The organism is Dyella sp., from assembly GCF_035685805.1.
In the GTDB taxonomy this organism is placed as follows: domain Bacteria; phylum Pseudomonadota; class Gammaproteobacteria; order Xanthomonadales; family Rhodanobacteraceae; genus Dyella_A.
The window spans coordinates 233,606-248,810 of the sequence record NZ_DASSAB010000038.1 but is presented as its reverse complement, the minus strand read 5'-3'; the positions used below and the strand labels follow the sequence as shown (position 1 = coordinate 248,810).

Annotated in this window: 14 protein-coding genes; 5 read left to right on the top strand and 9 right to left on the bottom strand. The window is 69.7% G+C overall.

Annotation, left to right across the window (positions count from 1 at the left end):
• Positions 1-114: 114 nt before the first annotated feature.
• The 3 genes from VFG40_RS11020 to VFG40_RS11010 form a co-directional block, all read right to left on the bottom strand.
• Positions 115-2,400 (bottom strand): FdhF/YdeP family oxidoreductase, encoded by a 2,286-nt coding sequence (locus VFG40_RS11020; RefSeq protein ID WP_324897401.1) that lies wholly within the window; start codon positions 2,398-2,400, stop codon positions 115-117.
• Between the two features lie 528 nt (positions 2,401-2,928).
• Entirely contained in the window at positions 2,929-3,600 is a 672-nt protein-coding gene (locus tag VFG40_RS11015) for a nitroreductase family protein (protein WP_324897400.1), read from the bottom strand.
• 33 nt (positions 3,601-3,633) lie between these two features.
• A complete protein-coding gene (locus VFG40_RS11010; protein WP_324897399.1) occupies positions 3,634-4,614 on the bottom strand; it encodes a hypothetical protein in 981 nt (326 codons plus the stop codon).
• Positions 4,615-4,764: 150 nt separating this feature from the next.
• On the opposite strand from VFG40_RS11010, the gene VFG40_RS11005 reads away from it, so the two are divergent.
• The gene (locus VFG40_RS11005; protein ID WP_324897398.1) at positions 4,765-6,987 is read left to right on the top strand and encodes a penicillin acylase family protein; all 2,223 of its coding nucleotides are present in this window, start codon (positions 4,765-4,767) and stop codon (positions 6,985-6,987) included.
• Between the two features lie 53 nt (positions 6,988-7,040).
• Here VFG40_RS11005 and VFG40_RS11000 read toward each other — a convergent pair whose 3' ends face one another.
• Entirely contained in the window at positions 7,041-7,862 is an 822-nt protein-coding gene (locus VFG40_RS11000) for a hypothetical protein (protein WP_324897397.1), read from the bottom strand.
• 305 nt (positions 7,863-8,167) lie between these two features.
• Here VFG40_RS11000 and VFG40_RS10995 point away from each other — a divergent pair, with 305 nt between their 5' ends.
• Together VFG40_RS10995 and VFG40_RS10990 are read left to right on the top strand one after the other, a co-directional pair.
• Positions 8,168-9,049 (top strand): PhzF family protein, encoded by an 882-nt coding sequence (locus tag VFG40_RS10995; protein ID WP_324897396.1) that lies wholly within the window; start codon positions 8,168-8,170, stop codon positions 9,047-9,049.
• On the top strand, positions 9,046-9,522 hold the full coding sequence (locus VFG40_RS10990; RefSeq protein WP_324897395.1) for a YaiI/YqxD family protein: 477 nt from the start codon (positions 9,046-9,048) through the stop codon (positions 9,520-9,522). The genes VFG40_RS10995 and VFG40_RS10990 overlap by 4 nt, the downstream gene beginning before the upstream one ends.
• Here the strand turns inward: VFG40_RS10990 and VFG40_RS10985 are convergent.
• Together VFG40_RS10985 and VFG40_RS10980 are read right to left on the bottom strand one after the other, a co-directional pair.
• Positions 9,519-10,409 (bottom strand): NAD(P)-dependent oxidoreductase, encoded by an 891-nt coding sequence (locus VFG40_RS10985; protein WP_324897394.1) that lies wholly within the window; start codon positions 10,407-10,409, stop codon positions 9,519-9,521. The genes VFG40_RS10990 and VFG40_RS10985 overlap by 4 nt on opposite strands.
• 96 nt (positions 10,410-10,505) lie before the next feature.
• A complete protein-coding gene (locus VFG40_RS10980) occupies positions 10,506-11,687 on the bottom strand; it encodes a BaiN/RdsA family NAD(P)/FAD-dependent oxidoreductase (protein WP_324897393.1) in 1,182 nt (393 codons plus the stop codon).
• Between the two features lie 186 nt (positions 11,688-11,873).
• On the opposite strand from VFG40_RS10980, the gene VFG40_RS10975 reads away from it, so the two are divergent.
• The gene (locus VFG40_RS10975) at positions 11,874-12,356 is read left to right on the top strand and encodes a YajQ family cyclic di-GMP-binding protein (protein WP_324897392.1); all 483 of its coding nucleotides are present in this window, start codon (positions 11,874-11,876) and stop codon (positions 12,354-12,356) included.
• A 69-nt stretch (positions 12,357-12,425) separates the two neighbouring features.
• On the opposite strand, the gene VFG40_RS10970 is transcribed toward VFG40_RS10975, so the two are convergent.
• The gene (locus VFG40_RS10970) at positions 12,426-12,971 is read right to left on the bottom strand and encodes a DUF1345 domain-containing protein (protein ID WP_324897391.1); all 546 of its coding nucleotides are present in this window, start codon (positions 12,969-12,971) and stop codon (positions 12,426-12,428) included.
• Positions 12,972-13,155: 184 nt separating this feature from the next.
• Positions 13,156-13,446, bottom strand: a complete 291-nt coding sequence (locus tag VFG40_RS10965) for a GNAT family N-acetyltransferase (protein WP_324897390.1) — start codon at positions 13,444-13,446, stop codon at positions 13,156-13,158.
• Positions 13,447-13,602: 156 nt separating this feature from the next.
• Between VFG40_RS10965 and VFG40_RS10960 the strand changes: the two genes are divergently transcribed.
• Positions 13,603-14,028, top strand: coding sequence for an OsmC family protein (locus VFG40_RS10960; protein ID WP_324897389.1), 426 nt, complete (start codon positions 13,603-13,605; stop codon positions 14,026-14,028).
• Between the two features lie 28 nt (positions 14,029-14,056).
• On the opposite strand, the gene VFG40_RS10955 is transcribed toward VFG40_RS10960, so the two are convergent.
• Positions 14,057-15,127 carry a 3-deoxy-7-phosphoheptulonate synthase gene (locus VFG40_RS10955; protein ID WP_324897388.1) on the bottom strand — a complete coding sequence of 357 codons (1,071 nt, stop codon included), beginning with the start codon at positions 15,125-15,127 and terminating at the stop codon, positions 14,057-14,059.
• Between the last annotated feature and the right edge of the window lie 78 nt (positions 15,128-15,205).

Genomic DNA, 15,205 nt, shown 5'->3' with positions numbered 1-15,205 from the left:
CCGAACCGTGATGCGTCGCGGGGTCGCGCGCCGCCGATGCGTTTCGCAACGGCCACGCCAACGCTGCTGCCGGTGTGCGACGGGCGCCGCGCGCCCGCGCACACCGGCAGCGGGTCAGCCCGTGCGCTCGATGCGTACCGGCACACCCTTGGAGGCCGGGGTCTTGGAGGCCTTGTCGTGGTACCACAGCGGCACCAGCGCGTTCATCTCGGGGTAGTAACCGCCCAGGCAACCATCGGGCAGGTTGAATGGCGTCACCGTGAGCCCGTCGACGCGGCGCACCACGTCGTCGCCGGCATCACCGACCAGGCTCACCACCTCCCCCGCCTTGAGCCCGGCCCGCTCCATCTCGTGCGGGTTGATCAGCAGGATCTCGCGCGACCCCTCCAGCCCGCGCAGGCGATCGCTGTAGCCGTAGATGGTGGTGTTGAACTGGTCGTTCGAGCGCATGGTGATCAGGTGGAACCGACCCGGTGCATCGCCGACGCCGAGCGCGGACATCACGTCCGGATCGGTGAACTCGGCCTTGCCGCTCTCGGTTTTCCAGATCCGCTCGTGCGCGGGGTTGCCGCGGTAGAAACCGCCGGGCTGGAACATGCGGGCGTTGAAGTCCTTGAAGTCTTCCGGGTAGGTCTGCTCGATCAGGTCGCGCACCAGGCCGTAGTCGCCGGTCCAGTCGTCCCAGCGCCACTTCGGGTGCGGTGGCAGCGTGGCCTTGGCGATGCCGCAGACGATCGCCAGCTCCGACTTGAGCATCTCGTCCGCCGGCTTGCGCTTGCCGATGGAGCCGTAGATATGGCTGAAGCTGTCCTCGATGGTCACCGTCTGCGGGCCGCCGGCCTGAGTGTCTTCCTCCGAACGCACCAGGCACGGCAGCAGGTAGGAGACCCGCCCGTGCACCAGATGGCTGCGGTTGAGCTTGGTGGCGATGTAGACCGTGAGCTGCTGCTGGCGCCAGGCCGGTTCCATCACGTCGCGGTCGGGGATCGCCCGCACGAAGTTGCCGCCCAGGCTGACGAAGCCCTTTACCGTGCCGTTGCGAATGCCCTCGCAGGCATCGACCGTGGTCAGCCCGGTGTCGCGCGGCGGCTCGAAGTCGTACATCTCGGCCAGCCGGTCCAGCGGCACCAGCTTCGGTTTCTCGGAAATGCCGACCGTGCGCTGGCCCTGCACGTTGGAATGCCCGCGCACCGGCGTCACGCCCGCGCCCGGGCGCCCGATGTTTCCGCGCAGCAGCATCAGGTTGACCAGCAGGCCGATGCTCTGCGAACCGTGCACGTGCTGGGTCAGCCCCATGCCGTAGACGCCGATCACGCTGTCCGCCTCGGCATAGACGTCGGCGGCCGCTTCGAGGTCGGCGCGGGTCAGGCCGCTGAGCCGCTCGATCTCGTCCCAGCCGGTCTGCTGCGCCGTCTGCACGAACGCGTCGAAGCCGTGCGTGTGCTGCGCGATGAAGTCGCGATCGAGCACGTCCGGCTTGCCGGCCGCCCGCGCCTGCTCGTCGAGCTCGAGCACGCGCTTGCACAAGCCGGTGATCGCCGCGATGTCGCCGCCGGGCCGTACCTGCAGGTACATGTGCGCCAGCTCGGTGGAGTCGCCGGTGAGCATCTGCATCGGGTTCTGCGGATCGGTAAAGCGCACCAGCCCCTGCTCGCGCACCGGGTTGAACACGATGATCTTGCAGCCGCGCTCCACCGCCGACTGCAGCGGATGCAGGAAGCGCGGACTGTTGGTGCCGGGGTTCTGGCCGAAATAGAAGATCGCATCGCAGTGCTCGAAGTCTTCCATCAGGCAGGTGCCGACGGGCGAACCGGTGACCTTCTTCAGCCCCACCGAGGTGGTTTCGTGACACATGTTGGAGCTGTCGGGAAGATTGTTGTTGCCGTACATCCGGGCAAACAGCGCGTACAGGTAGGACGTTTCCAGCGACGCCTTGCCGGAGGCATAAAACACCACCGATTTGGGATCGAGCGCGCGCAGCTCGCGGGCGATGCCGTCGAACGCCTCCTCCCAGCTGCACGGCACGTAGCGATCGCTCGCGGCGTCATAGCGCAACGGCGCGGTGAGGCGCCCCTGCATCTCCAGGTCGTGGTCGGCCCAGTCGAGCAGCTCGGTGACCGTGTGCTCGGCGAAGAACTCCGGCGTGCAGCGATCGCGGGTGAGATCCCACAGCGTGGCCTTGGCGCCGTTCTCGCAGAACTCGAACGGGTGCGGATGGGTCGGCTTGCCCCACGCGCAGGAGCTGCACATGTAGCCGCCGGCCTTGTTCTGGCGCATCAGCGTCTCGACGACAGCCGGCGTGGACAGCTCACGCGCGAATACCTTGCCGATGCCCTTGAGCGAGCCCCAGCCTCCGGCCGGCCCCTCGTACTGGATGGAATCTCCGCGTTCGTCTTTCATCACGCCCTCCGGTCGTCGCCATATCGGTGCCAGAGGCCGAGCCTAGGCAGCCGCGCGAAGAGGACGCGTGAAGGGTCGCCGCGACGCTTCGCATGAAACTGCGAATCGCCGCGCAGCGGCGTCACGCATCGGCGGACGCCCGCATGCAAGCAAGCGGGTCGTCGTCCGCGTGGAACACGCGCAGCGCGCAGATCTCCGTCCGCGCACGCGACGGCACCGGCATCCCGGAGACCGTGTGCCGGTGATGCGCAGGTACGTGCCTTGTCAGCAGGCACTCGCGCGCTCGGCCGCGGCTAAGCAGTCCCTCGTTGCGGTTCGGATGTTTATCGAGAGGTGCACATCCGCACGAGGTTGCCGGGTTCCGCACGCGTTGGTGACTGCCACGCTCAACCCGGCAACCACTGCGGAAGCCGGCCTGCGCCACGGCGAGGCACCCACCGCTCGGGGCGCCGGCGTGGTCTTGCGGGATGCGCAGGCGCTGGAGCTGGACGCCGCGGCCAACCAACCAAAACGCAGCCGGCTGCCTGCTCAGGCGATGAAGCGCGCGTAGGCATCCGGCGGCAGTCGCTCGATCGCCGGCACCGTGCAGCCCTGGGCGGGGTGCCCCACCACCAGCAACAGGAACGGCATCTCGTTGCGCGGCCGGCCCAGCAGCTCGTTGAGAAAGCCCATCGGGCTCGGCGTGTGGGTGAGCGTGGCCAGTCCCGCGCGATGCAGCGCGGCGACCAGCAGCCCGGTGGCGATGCCGACCGACTCCTGCGGGTAGTAGCGCTTGTGCTTGTGCCCCTCGGCGTCGAGACCGTAGCGCTCGTAGAAGATGCCGATCAGCCACGGCGCGCTCTCCAGGAACGGCTTGTCCGCGTCGGTGCCCAGCGGCGCCAGCGCATGAAGCCATTCGTCAGGTGCGCGCCGCTGGTAGAACTCGCGCTCCTCGGCCTCGGCCGCCTCGCGGATCTGCCGGCGCAGTGGCCCGGGGCCCACCGCCACGAATCGCCACGGCTGCTGGTTGGCGCCGCTGGGCGCGCTGCCGGCGGCGCGCAGGCAGTGTTCGATCACCTCGCGCGGCACCGGCGTGTCGGCGAACTCCCGCACGGTACGGCGCTGCGCCATCTCGTCGGCGAACGCGGCGGCGGCGGCGATCCGCGCGGCGTCGCTCATCGGTGCACGGGCGGGCAAGGGCATCACGGCGTGGCTGGACACGGCAGCGCTTCCTCCATCGGTCATCGGGCCATCCTAACGACCCGGCGACCGCTGCGGCTCGGAGGGACGCGCCGCCTGGCAATCGCGCACGCAGACGAACCAGGCGGTGGCCTTCGGGTAGTCCAGCGTCATGCGGAAAGACCGGAACACGTTGCCACCGAGCGCACCTTCGGTCGGCCTGTCCATCATCTGCGCCATGTACTGGTGGAACGCGCTGTCCGGCCGCTCGGTGAACCACACCGGGCCGACGCGCCAGCCGGCGATCGCCAGCGCGGGCACCTCGATCAGCCGCGACGGGTGCCCCGGTCCACCGAGGTCGTCGCCGTTCTCGATCACGCGCCAGTCCGGGTGGGCCGCGTGCCAGCGCTCGAGCTGGCCGGTGGTGATGTAGCTGGTCACGCCCTCGCCGTGCACCGTTTCGGTGCCCGAGGCCTGCTTGCCCGCGGCGGTGGGATGCGCGGTCGCCCCGGTGTCGAGCAGGAAATCGATCGGCTGGCCGTCGATGCGCGCCACGATGCGTGGGAAGTACAGGTCGAGGCCCGGCCCCGTGCTCCGGCGAAAGCCCAGCGGGGCGGAATGCGCGCCAGCCGCGGGCTTCCAGCCTTCGCCCGCGGCGATCAGCCGGCGTGCCGGGTAATCGAATGTCCAGGTGCGCGTGCCGAGGTAGGCGGCGCCCAGCTGGCCGTCTAGGTCGTAGGGCAGCTTGTTCACCATCACCGAGGCGCCGCACGGACCGTCCGGCGGCGGCAGCGACTGGCCCGCGGCAAAGGTCGGCGCGGGCACCACGTGGAGCGATGCATCGGCCTCGCAGGGCGAGGTCGCCAGACGCAGCCGCTCCGCGGCCTTGGCCGTGATCCAGTACATGCCGGCGGCGCCGCCGCCACCGGTGTCCACCAGCAGGCGCAGCGCCTGCCCGTCGGCGGTGCGAGGTGTCGCATAGAAATGCCCGGCCTGGTAATCGGTCGGCACCGTCTGCGCGGTGGCCGCGGCGGCGGCGAGCAGGAAAGCCAGCATGGCGACAGTCTCCTCGGGAAGGCGTGCCCGATCATGCGTGCCTTGCCGCCGCACCCGCATGGGCCGGAAGTGCCGGGGCGCGTGCCGGCCGTCGCCAACCCGGGCCGAGTGCGCTACAACACGAGGCTTAGCGACCCGAGGGGAAATGCCATGCCGATCCGTACCGCGTCCCGCGCGCTCCGCCGCCCTGCCCGCACTGCCTCGCTGGCGTTGGCGCTTTCCCTCGGCCTGCTGGCCGGCGCACCCGGCCACGCCGCCGACGCAGCGCAGGCGCGCACGCAACGCGAAGCCCGGGCCGTGACGATCACCCGCGACGACTGGGGCATCGCCCACGTCCACGGCACCACCGACGCCGATGCCGTGTTCGGCATGGCCTACGCGCAGGCCGAAGACGACTTCCACCGCGTCGAGACCAACTACCTGCTCTCGCTCGGGCGCATGGCCGAGGCGAAGGGCGAGTCGGCGATCTGGCTGGACCTGCGGCAGAAGCTGTTCATCGATCCGGTCGAGCTGAAGAAGCTCTACGCGCAGAGCCCCGCCTGGCTGCGCCGGCTGATGGACGCCTGGGCGGACGGGCTCAACCACTACCTCGCCACGCATCCGGGCGTGCATCCGGAAGTGATCACGCATTTCGAGCCGTGGATGGCTCTCTCGTTCACCGAAGGCAGCATCGGCGGCGACATCGAGCGGGTCGACCTCAAGCAGCTGAAGGATTTCTACGGCCAGAGCGGCGATGCGCCGCTGGCGACTGTCGAGACGCGCCCGAGCTGGGTCGAACCGACCGGCTCCAACGGCATCGCCATCGCACCCGGGCTCACCGCCGACGGCCACGCGCTGCTCCTGATCAACCCGCACACCTCGTTCTTCTTCCGCTCCGAGCTGCAGATGACCAGCGACGAAGGGCTGGACGCCTACGGCGCCGTGACCTGGGGCCAGTTCTTCATCTACCAGGGCTTCAACCGGCACGTGGGCTGGATGCATACCTCCACCGGACTGGACGCGGTGGACGAGTTCGCCGAGACCATCGTGCGCAAGGACGGCCAGCCGTTCTATCGCTACGGCGAGGCACTGCGACCGGTCACCTCGCGCCAGATCGCCGTGCCCTACCGTCGCGCGGACGGCAGCATGGCCAGCCGCACGTTCACCGCGTACTTCACCCACCACGGCCCGATCGTGCGCAAGGACGGCGAGAAGTGGATTGCCGAGGCGCTGATGAACACGCCGATTCCGGCGCTGGAGCAGAGCTGGCTGCGCACCAAGACAAACGACCTGGCCAGCTACATGAAGGTGGCCGAGCTCAAGGCCAACTCGTCCAACAACACGCTGTTCGCCGACGACAAGGGCCAGATCGCCTTCCTGATGCCGCAGTTCGTGCCCAAGCGCGACAACCGCTTCGACTACACCAAGCCGGTGGACGGCAGCGACCCGGCCACCGACTGGCATGGCCTGACCCCGCTGGACCAGCTTCCGCAGGTGGTGAACCCGCCCAACGGCTGGACGTTCAACACCAACAACTGGCCCTACTCCGCCGCCGGCCCCAACAGCCCGAACCCCGCCGACTTCCCGCGCTATATGGACACCTTCGGCGAGAACCCGCGCGGCCTGCACGCGACGAAGCTGCTCACCGGCGCCGATGACGTCACGCGCGCCTCGCTGATCACCATGGCCTTCGACTCCTACCTGCCCGCCTTCGCGCGGCAGCTGCCGGTGCTGATCCGCGACTACGACGCGCTGCCCGCCAGCGATCCGATGAAGGCAAAACTGCGCGGCCCGATCGCCCTGCTGCGCAGCTGGGACTACCGCTGGGGCATCGCGTCCATGCCGACCACGCTGGCGGTGTTCTGGGGCGACACGCTGTGGGACGAGGTGAGCAAGGCGGACACCGCCGAGGGCCTGTCGATCTACGACGTGATGGCCGACAAGGCAGGCCCGCAGCAGCGCCTGCACGCACTGGCCGAGGCGGTCGACCGGCTCGAAAACGACTTCGGCCACTGGGGCGTGCCGTGGGGCGAGGTGAACCGCTTCCAGCGCCTCACCGGTGATATCCAGCAGCCGTTCGACGACAGCAAGCCGAGCATCCCGGTGCCGTTCACCTCCTCGCGCTGGGGCTCGCTGGCCTCGTTCGGTGCGCACCGCTGGCCGGGCACCAAGCGTTACTACGGCACCAGCGGCAACAGCTTCGTGGCGGTGGTGGAGTTCGGCCCGAAGGTAAGCGCCCGCGCGATCACCGCCGGCGGCGAAAGCGGCCACCCGGATTCGAACCACTTCAACGACGAGGCCGAGCGCTACACCAACGGCAATCTGCGCGAGGTGTACTTCTGGCCCGCGCAGCTGAAGGGCCACATCGAGCGCAGCTACCACCCGGGCGAGTGAGCTCGCACCGGTGACGGCAATGCCTGCGGCAGCATGAAGCCGCAGGCATCGCTTCAGGCGTCGCGTCGGAACACGCTGCGCAGCAATGCCATGACGGCCACGCTCGCGGCGCTGACGCCGCCGAACATCAGGATCTCGAACGGCCACAGGTTGTGCGAGGTGGAATCGCGCGCCACGCCGACGAGGATGTTCAGCACCGTCCACACCATCAGCGCCGCGGGGATCGACGCCAGCACGCGCCATCCGCCGCGCCAGCGCCACAGCGCCCACGCCGGCGCGGCCAGACCGAGCAGGCCGATGGCGACCATCGCCAGCATGAAAGCGCTGAAGAAGGCGACCGTCTCGGCGCCGGTCGGCTCGCTCGCGGCCGCCTTGCGCACGGCCTGCAGTTGCGCCGTGTCGCGCGCACGCAACTGCTGCACCCAGTCCGGCAGTGTCTCGTCGGCCACCGGCTCAAAGCCGCCGGTGAGGTGCACCGGATAAGTGGCCACCACCGGCGTGCGGTCCCCGCGGTCGTCGCCGGCGGTGATGCGGACCTCGTCCACCTCGTCGCCGGGCCGCATGAAGAAGAACCAGCCCAGCGCCTCGCCCTCGCCGGTGTAGCGCGCCGACGGACTGGTACCGACCTTGGCCGGCTGGCCGCGGAAATACGGCCGGATCCAGATGCCTGCAGGCGCAGCGCTTCGGTAGCCCAGCCGCAGGTAGAAATTCTGGTTGCGGCCGAGCGTGAGGTCGTCGCCCTGCGGCCAGGTGTCGGTCACCGTCACGGTGACCGGTGGCGTCGTCTGTGCCTGTGCGCCGTGTGGCCATGCCAGCATCGCCAGCACGGCCAGCAGCAGGCCGCGAGCGGCGATCTTGCAGAAATGTCCGAACATGCGCCGTCCCCCTGGTGTCCGGCGCAGTCTAGTGAACGGACCTGCTCCGCCGGCAAGTGGCCCAGCCGAAGCCCGGCCCGGGCGGCCGATTCCAGCGGTGGCGATCCGCGGCGCCGGGCCGGCTCAATAGCTCGCGCAGCGAAGGCACGCCTGCACGGTTGCAGCACTTGCCGCCGCAAGAGTGAACCTGTGCAGGCAAGCGCCTGCACGTGGCCTCACCCGCACGGTTGCTCGACGTGGCGGCGCAGGCGTCGGCCGCGGCACCGCTATCATGGCCGGCCCACAATCCGCCGCGGACCTGCGTGATGGAAACTTTTCGATACCTGCATCTGGACGTCTTTGCGGCCAGCCTCGGCGGCGGCAACCACCTGGGCGTGGTGACCGACGCGCGCGGCTGGAGCGACGCGCAGATGCAGCGCTTCGCCCGCTGGACCGGCCTGGTGGAGACCACTTTCCTGCTGCCGCCGCTTGATCCTTCCGCCAGCTACCGGGTGCGCATGTTCACGCCGCACAAGGAGATTCCGTTCGCCGGCCATCCCAGCGTGGGCAGCGCACACGCCGTGCTCGCCTGCGGACTGGTCCAGCCGCGCGACGGGCTGCTGTGGCAGGAATGCGGCGCCGGCGTGCTGCCGCTGCGCGTGCGCGGTGAGGGCGACGCGCGTGAGTTGCTGCTGAAGTCTCCGCCTGCCGAGGTCATGCAGACCGGCGCGGACGCGCACCCCCTGCTCGCCCCCGCACTCGCCGGCACCGTCGTCGGCCGCCTGCCGCCGGCGCTGGTGGATGGGGGCCGGCGCTGGTGGGTGGTGGAGTGCGCCAACGAAACGAGCCTGCGCGCATGGCAGCCCGACCACGCCGCCATCGGCGCGCTGGGCAAGGCCACGGGCAGCATGGGCATCTGCGCGTTTGCGCGCAGCAACGACGGCGCGTTCGAGCTGGCCGTGCGCGCGCTCGCCGCAGGCGCCGGCATTGATGAGGATCCCGCCTCCGGCGCGGCCAACGGCCTGCTTGCGGCGTACCTGCTGCACGCCGAACCGCAGGGCCCGCTGGCGCGCGGCTACACCGTGAGCCAGGGCCGCGAAATCGGCTACGACGCCAGTCTGGCGGTGCAGATCGACGCCGACGGCATCTGGGTGGGCGGACGCACGCACACCATCGTGGATGGCCACTTGCGCTGGACGCGCGCGTGATCGCGGAGCCGTCGCGGGAGCCGTGCATCTGGGTGGATGCCGATGCCTGCCCCGTGCCGATCAAGGAAATCCTGTTCCGCGCCGCCGATCGGGCTCAGGTGCAGGTGACGCTGGTCGCCAACCAGATGCTGCGCACGCCACCGTCGCGCTTCGTGCGGGCGAGCCAGGTCGCCGGCGGCTTCGACGTGGCCGACGACGCCATCGTCGAGCACGCGGCAGCCGGTGACCTGGTGGTGACGCAGGACATCCCGCTGGCCGCGCGCGTGCTCGAGAAGGGCGCGCAGGCGATCAACCCGCGCGGCGTGGCGTTCACCACCGACTCGATCGCCCAGCAGCTGTCCATGCGCAACTTCATGGAGGAACTGCGCGGCGCCGGCGTCGATACGGGCGGGCCGTCGGCGTTCCATCCGCGCGATCGCCAGGCCTTTGCCAACCAGCTCGACGGCTGGCTCAGCCGGCGCGGTGCACGCTAGGCGTCGCCGCGGTCATCCAGATGCGCGCGTCGGGCGGCCACGAGTGCCAGCGCCGACCAGTCCACATCCTCGTCACCGCCGGCCAGCGCTTCGAGCAGGCTGTCGCGCAGCACACCGGCAAAAGGCAGCGGCACCCGCGCAGACTCGGCCGCGGCCTGCGCCAGGCCCACGTCCTTGAAACCCAGCGGCAGCGGAAACCCGGCCGGCTTGAAACGCTGCTCGGCGATCAGCTTGCCGTAGCCCTGGTAAGCCGGCGAGGCGAACAGCGTGCTGGTCATCACCTCGAGGAAATCCGCCGCGCTGACGCCGTAGGCACGGGTCAGCGCGGTGGCCTCGGCCATGCTCTCGATCGCCGTCGCGAGCATGAAGTTGCCCGCGATCTTGGTCACGCTGGCGCGCTCGGGCGCCTCGCCCATCGGCCAGATCCGGCTGCCCATCGCCTGCAGCAGCGGGCGCACGGTGTCGATGGCGGCGGCCTTGCCCGCGGCGACGATATTGAGCTTGGCTGCGGCGGCCATGTCCGGCCGGCCGAATACCGGCGCGGCCACGTAGCCGATACCGCGCCGGGCGTGCGCGTCGGCCAGCTCGCGCGCCAGCGCCACGGAAATCGTCGCGTGGTTGACGTGCACCGTGCCGGGGTCCATCGCGTCGAGCAAGCCGCTATCCAGGAACACCGCGCGCACCGCGGCGTCGTTGGCCAGCATGCTGCAGAGCACCTCGCCCTGCGCCGCACGCTCCGGCGTGCGCGCTACTTTGGCGCCGAGGGACGCCAGGGGCGCAGTGGCTGCTTCGGAGCGATTCCACACCGTCACCGCGTGCCCGGCGGCCACCAGATTGCTGGCCATGGCACTGCCCATGGCGCCCAGGCCGATGAAACCGACTTTCATGCGTGATGCTCCTGACTATCGCCAACCGCGGATCACACCACGCGGAGCGTTCAACCGATGCGAACGGCGCAGCACCGCGTTGAAAAGCGCAGACGGTCAGCCCACCACTTCGCCCGCCGCATGGCCGGAGGCCCAGGCCCACTGGAAGTTGTAACCGCCGAGCCAGCCGGTGACGTCGACCACCTCGCCGATGAAGTACAGCCCCGGCACGCGGCGCGATTCCATGGTGCTGGAGGACAGCTCGTCGGTGTCCACGCCGCCCAGCGTCACCTCGGCGGTGCGATAGCCCTCGGTGCCGCTGGCGACGATCGGCCAGTCGTGCAGTTGCCGGCCGATCTCGCCCAGCTCGGCCTCGCGGTACTGCCGCATCGGCCGGCTCTCGAACCATAGCTCGCACAGCCGCTGGGCGAGGCGCTTGGGCAGCAGGTCAGCCAGCACGTTCTTGAGCTCTGCCGCCGGCCGGGCGGCGCGCTGGGCCGCCAGCCAGCCGGCGGCGTCGACGTCGGGCGAAAGATCCACCCGCAGATCGTCGCCCGGCTGCCAGTAGCTGGAAATCTGCAGGATCGACGGCCCGCTGATGCCGCGATGGGTGAACAGCAGCCCCGCGCGAAACCCCTGCTTGCCCACCCGCGCCTCGGCCACCGGCAGGGCCACGCCGGCCAGGTCGCTGTAACGCTCCTGATGCTTTCCGCTCTGCGTGAGTGGCACCAGCCCGGCCCGCGTAGGCAGCACGCTGTGGCCGAACTGTCGGGCCAGTTCGTAACCGAAACCGGTGGCGCCCATGGCGGGTATCGAAAGCCCGCCCGTGGCCACCACCAGCGACGTGGCCTGCACCTCACCCAGCGCAGTGGCTGCGCTGAAACCGTGCTCCGCCTTGCGCACCCGCTGCACCGCGCAGCCGGTTTCCACCTGTACGCCCGCGGCGGCGCACTCATCCAGCAGCATGCGCACGATCAGCTTGGAGGACTCGTCGCAGAACAGCTGGCCGAGCTCTTTCTCGTGGTACCTGATGCGGTGCTTCTCCACCAGCGCGATGAAATCCCACGGCGTGTAGCGCGCCAGCGCCGACTTGGCGAAGTGCGGGTTGGCCGAGAGGAAGTTGGCCGGCGTGGTACCGGTGTTGGTGAAATTGCAGCGCCCGCCGCCGGACATCAGGATCTTCTTGCCTGCCTTGTTGGCATGGTCGACCACCAGCACGCGCTTGCCGCGCTGGCCGGCAGTGATGGCGCACATCAGGCCGGCCGCACCCGCGCCGATCACCAGCACGTCCACGTTCATGCGCGCCCTCCAGGACGGGAGCGACGACGCGGCGCAGCGGGAGAACCAGGTTGCATGGGGACTCGGATGGGATGAACAGGGATGTCGGGCGACGGCGGCATGGGCCTGCGCCGCGCCTGCGGGCTGCGCAGTATCTCATCGCAGCCATCGCTTACACTGCCCTGCCCCTTTCAGCGAGATGCCGCCATGCCCTCCTTCGACGTGGTTTCCGAAGTCGACATCCACGAGCTCACCAATGCCGTGGATCAGGCCAACCGCGAACTGACCACGCGGTTCGACTTCAAGGGCACGCCGGCCAAGTTCGAGCTGGAAGACCGGGTGATCACCGTGATCGGTGCCAGCGAGTTCCAGCTGCAGCAGATGCGCGACATCCTCAAGACCCGCCTGGGCGCGCGCAAGATCGACCTGCGTGCGCTGGACACGGCGGACCCGGAAACCAATGTCGCCGGCTCGCGGCAGAAGATCACCGTCAAGCAGGGCATCGAGCAGCCGGTGGCGAAGAAGCTGATCGCCGCGCTGAAGGCGGCCAAGCTCAAGGTGGAAGCGCAGATCAACGGCGAGAAGCTGCGCGTCACCGGCAAGAAGCGCGACGACCTGCAGGCGGCCATGGCTGTGCTGCGCGAGAGCAAGGCCGAGGTGCCGCTGCAGTTCGACAACTTCCGCGACTGAAGCCGCGGTGCGCCCTGACGCGAGGCCTGGCAGCAGTGCCGGCCCGCAACGCCGCTCGCCGGGGAGCGCTCACACCCGCCCGGCCACGATGTTCACCGTGACCGCGATGATGAACACGTTGAAGAAGAACGCCACCACGCCGTGCAGCAGCACCATGCGCCGCAGCGGACGGCTGCTGATCTGCACGTCCGAGACCTGGAAGGTCATGCCGATCACGACGGCGAAGTAGGCGAAATCCCAGTAGTCCGGCTCCTCATCGCCGGGAAATTCCAGCCCCCGGTGCTGGCTGCCGTAGTCGCCGTAGTAGCCGTGCGCGTAGTGCAGCGCGAACATCACGTTGATGAAGAGCCACGCCAGCACGATGCTTGCCGCGGCCACCGCCAGCGGCAGCAAGCCGCCGCTGCGGGCCGCGTGCAGCTCGGTCCCGAGCGCGACCATCACCACCACCGTCACGCCGATCGCGCTCCACAGGATGCCCCAGCGGCCAGCGTCCTGCAGCCGCGCCTGATGGCGCATGTCCTGCATGCCGGCGCGGTTGAACAGCGCCAGCATGCCGCCGAGGAACAGCAGCGCGCCGACGTCGAAGCCCAGCAGCAGTGCGGGCGCGGCGTCCATTCCGCGCCATCCCAGGCCAACGGCCACCAGTGCGAACACGGCGGCTGCCACGCTCAGTCGTGGTCGCGCCCGCAGCGAGCGCAGCGGCCGCCATCGACGCGCCGGCGGTGTTGGCCCGGGGACGGGCTGGCCAGCGAGCGGACTCATCCGGCCACCGGCTGCACGGCGGCGCGCCATGTATCGCTCACGCCAGCAGATCCGCCACGTCGGCGTGGCGCTGCGCCCACGTCGCCGCGTACGAACACGCCGGATCCACCTTCCACTGCCGCTGACGAGCCAGTGCGAACGCCGCCGTTACCAGCGCCGAGGCGATCCCGCGGCCGCCCACGGCCTGCGGCACGCCGGTGTGGTCGATCGACAGCACCGTGCCGTCGCGGCCCTCGCGCAGGTGGTAATTCAACTCGCACTGGGCACCGTCGACCGTGGTGGTGAAGCGCTGCGCGGCCGCGTCATGCTGGATCGGGAAATCAGTCACCGGGGGAACTCCTGCGGGATGGGGCGCCCAGCATACGGCGCGCCGGGCAAGACCCGCGATGCCCCGCGCTGATGGCGTTCGCATCGACTGAATATCCGCCTGCGCATACTCGGGCCGGCTTGCGCCGCCCTCACCCCCCCCCCACAAGGAGACACCATGAAGAAGACCGCCTCGGCCCACTGGTCCGGTGACATCAAGGAAGGCACCGGCAGCATCTCTACCGAAACCGGCGTGCTGCGCGAGGCGCCGTACGGATTCAAGTCACGCTTCGAGGACGGCCCCGGCACCAACCCGGAAGAGCTGCTCGGCGCCGCCCATGCCGCCTGCTTCTCGATGGCGCTGTCGCTCGGCCTGGGCGAAGCCGGCCTGACCGCAGACAGCATCGACACCCGCGCCGAGGTGACGCTGGCCAAGGACGGCGACGGGTTCTCCATCACCGCCGTGCACCTGGTCTGCAAGGCCGCCGTGCCCGGCGCCGATGCGGCGACGTTCGACCGCGTGGCGCAGGCCACCAAACAGGGCTGCCCGGTGTCGAAAGTGCTGAAGGCGGCGATCACCCTGGATGCGTCGCTGGAGGGATGAGGCACCAGCGCGCGGCCCGTGCCGCGCGTCACGCCACCCGGCGCGCGTGTCGACGCCGCGCCCGCACGGCCTCGGCCAGGGTGTCGAGCACGGCTACCGAGGTTCCCCAGTCGATACAGCCGTCGGTGATGCTCTGGCCGTAGGTCAGCGGCTGTCCGGGCGACAGCTCCTGCCGCCCTCCGAGCAGATGGCTCTCCACCATCACGCCGATGATCCGCGATTCGCCGGCAGCGAGCTGCCCGGCGATGTCGGCGACTACCGTGGGCTGATTCTCCGGCTTCTTGCCGCTGTTGGCGTGGCTGGCGTCGATCATCAGCCGCGGCGTGATGCCCGCGGCGGCGATCGCGGTGCCGGCCGCTGCCACGCTGGCGGCATCGTGGTTGGGGACGCTGCCGCCGCGCAGGATCACGTGGCAGTCCTCGTTGCCGGCGGTGGCGGCGATGGCGGTGCGGCCGTCCTTGGTCACGGCGAGGAAATGATGCGGCTGCGAGGCCGCAACCACCGCATCCACGGCGATCTTCACGTTGCCGTCGGTGCCGTTCTTGAAGCCCACCGGGCACGACAGGCCCGAAGCGAGTTCGCGGTGCACCTGACTTTCGGTGGTGCGCGCACCGATCGCGCCCCAACTGACCAGGTCGGCGATGTACTGCGGGGTGATCATGTCCAGGAACTCGCAGCCGGCCGGCACGCCCAGTTCGTTGATGCCGATCAGCAGGCCGCGGGCGAGGCGCAGGCCGCGATCGATACGGAAACTGCCGTCCAGGTCGGGATCGTTGATCAGCCCTTTCCAGCCGACCGTGGTGCGCGGCTTCTCGAAGTACACCCGCATCACGATCTCCAGCGCATCGGCATGCCGGGCCCGCTCGCCGGCGAGCCGCTGGGCGTACTCCAGCGCGGCGCGCGTGTCGTGGATCGAGCACGGGCCGATCACCACGGCGAGGCGGTCGTCCCGGCCCGCCAGGATGGCGTGCAGACGCTGGCGCGTCTGGCTGACGGTGACGGCGGCGCGGGCCACACTGGCGCAGTCGCCGATCACTTCGGCAGGTGTGCTCAGGCGCTTCAGTTCGCGGATGCGCAGGTCGTCGGTGGGGGTGTGCATGGCTCGGGTCCTTGTTCGGGAAGTCCCGTGGCAGCCATGAAAAAAGCCGCCAGGGGTGGGCTGGCGGCTTTCAGGATT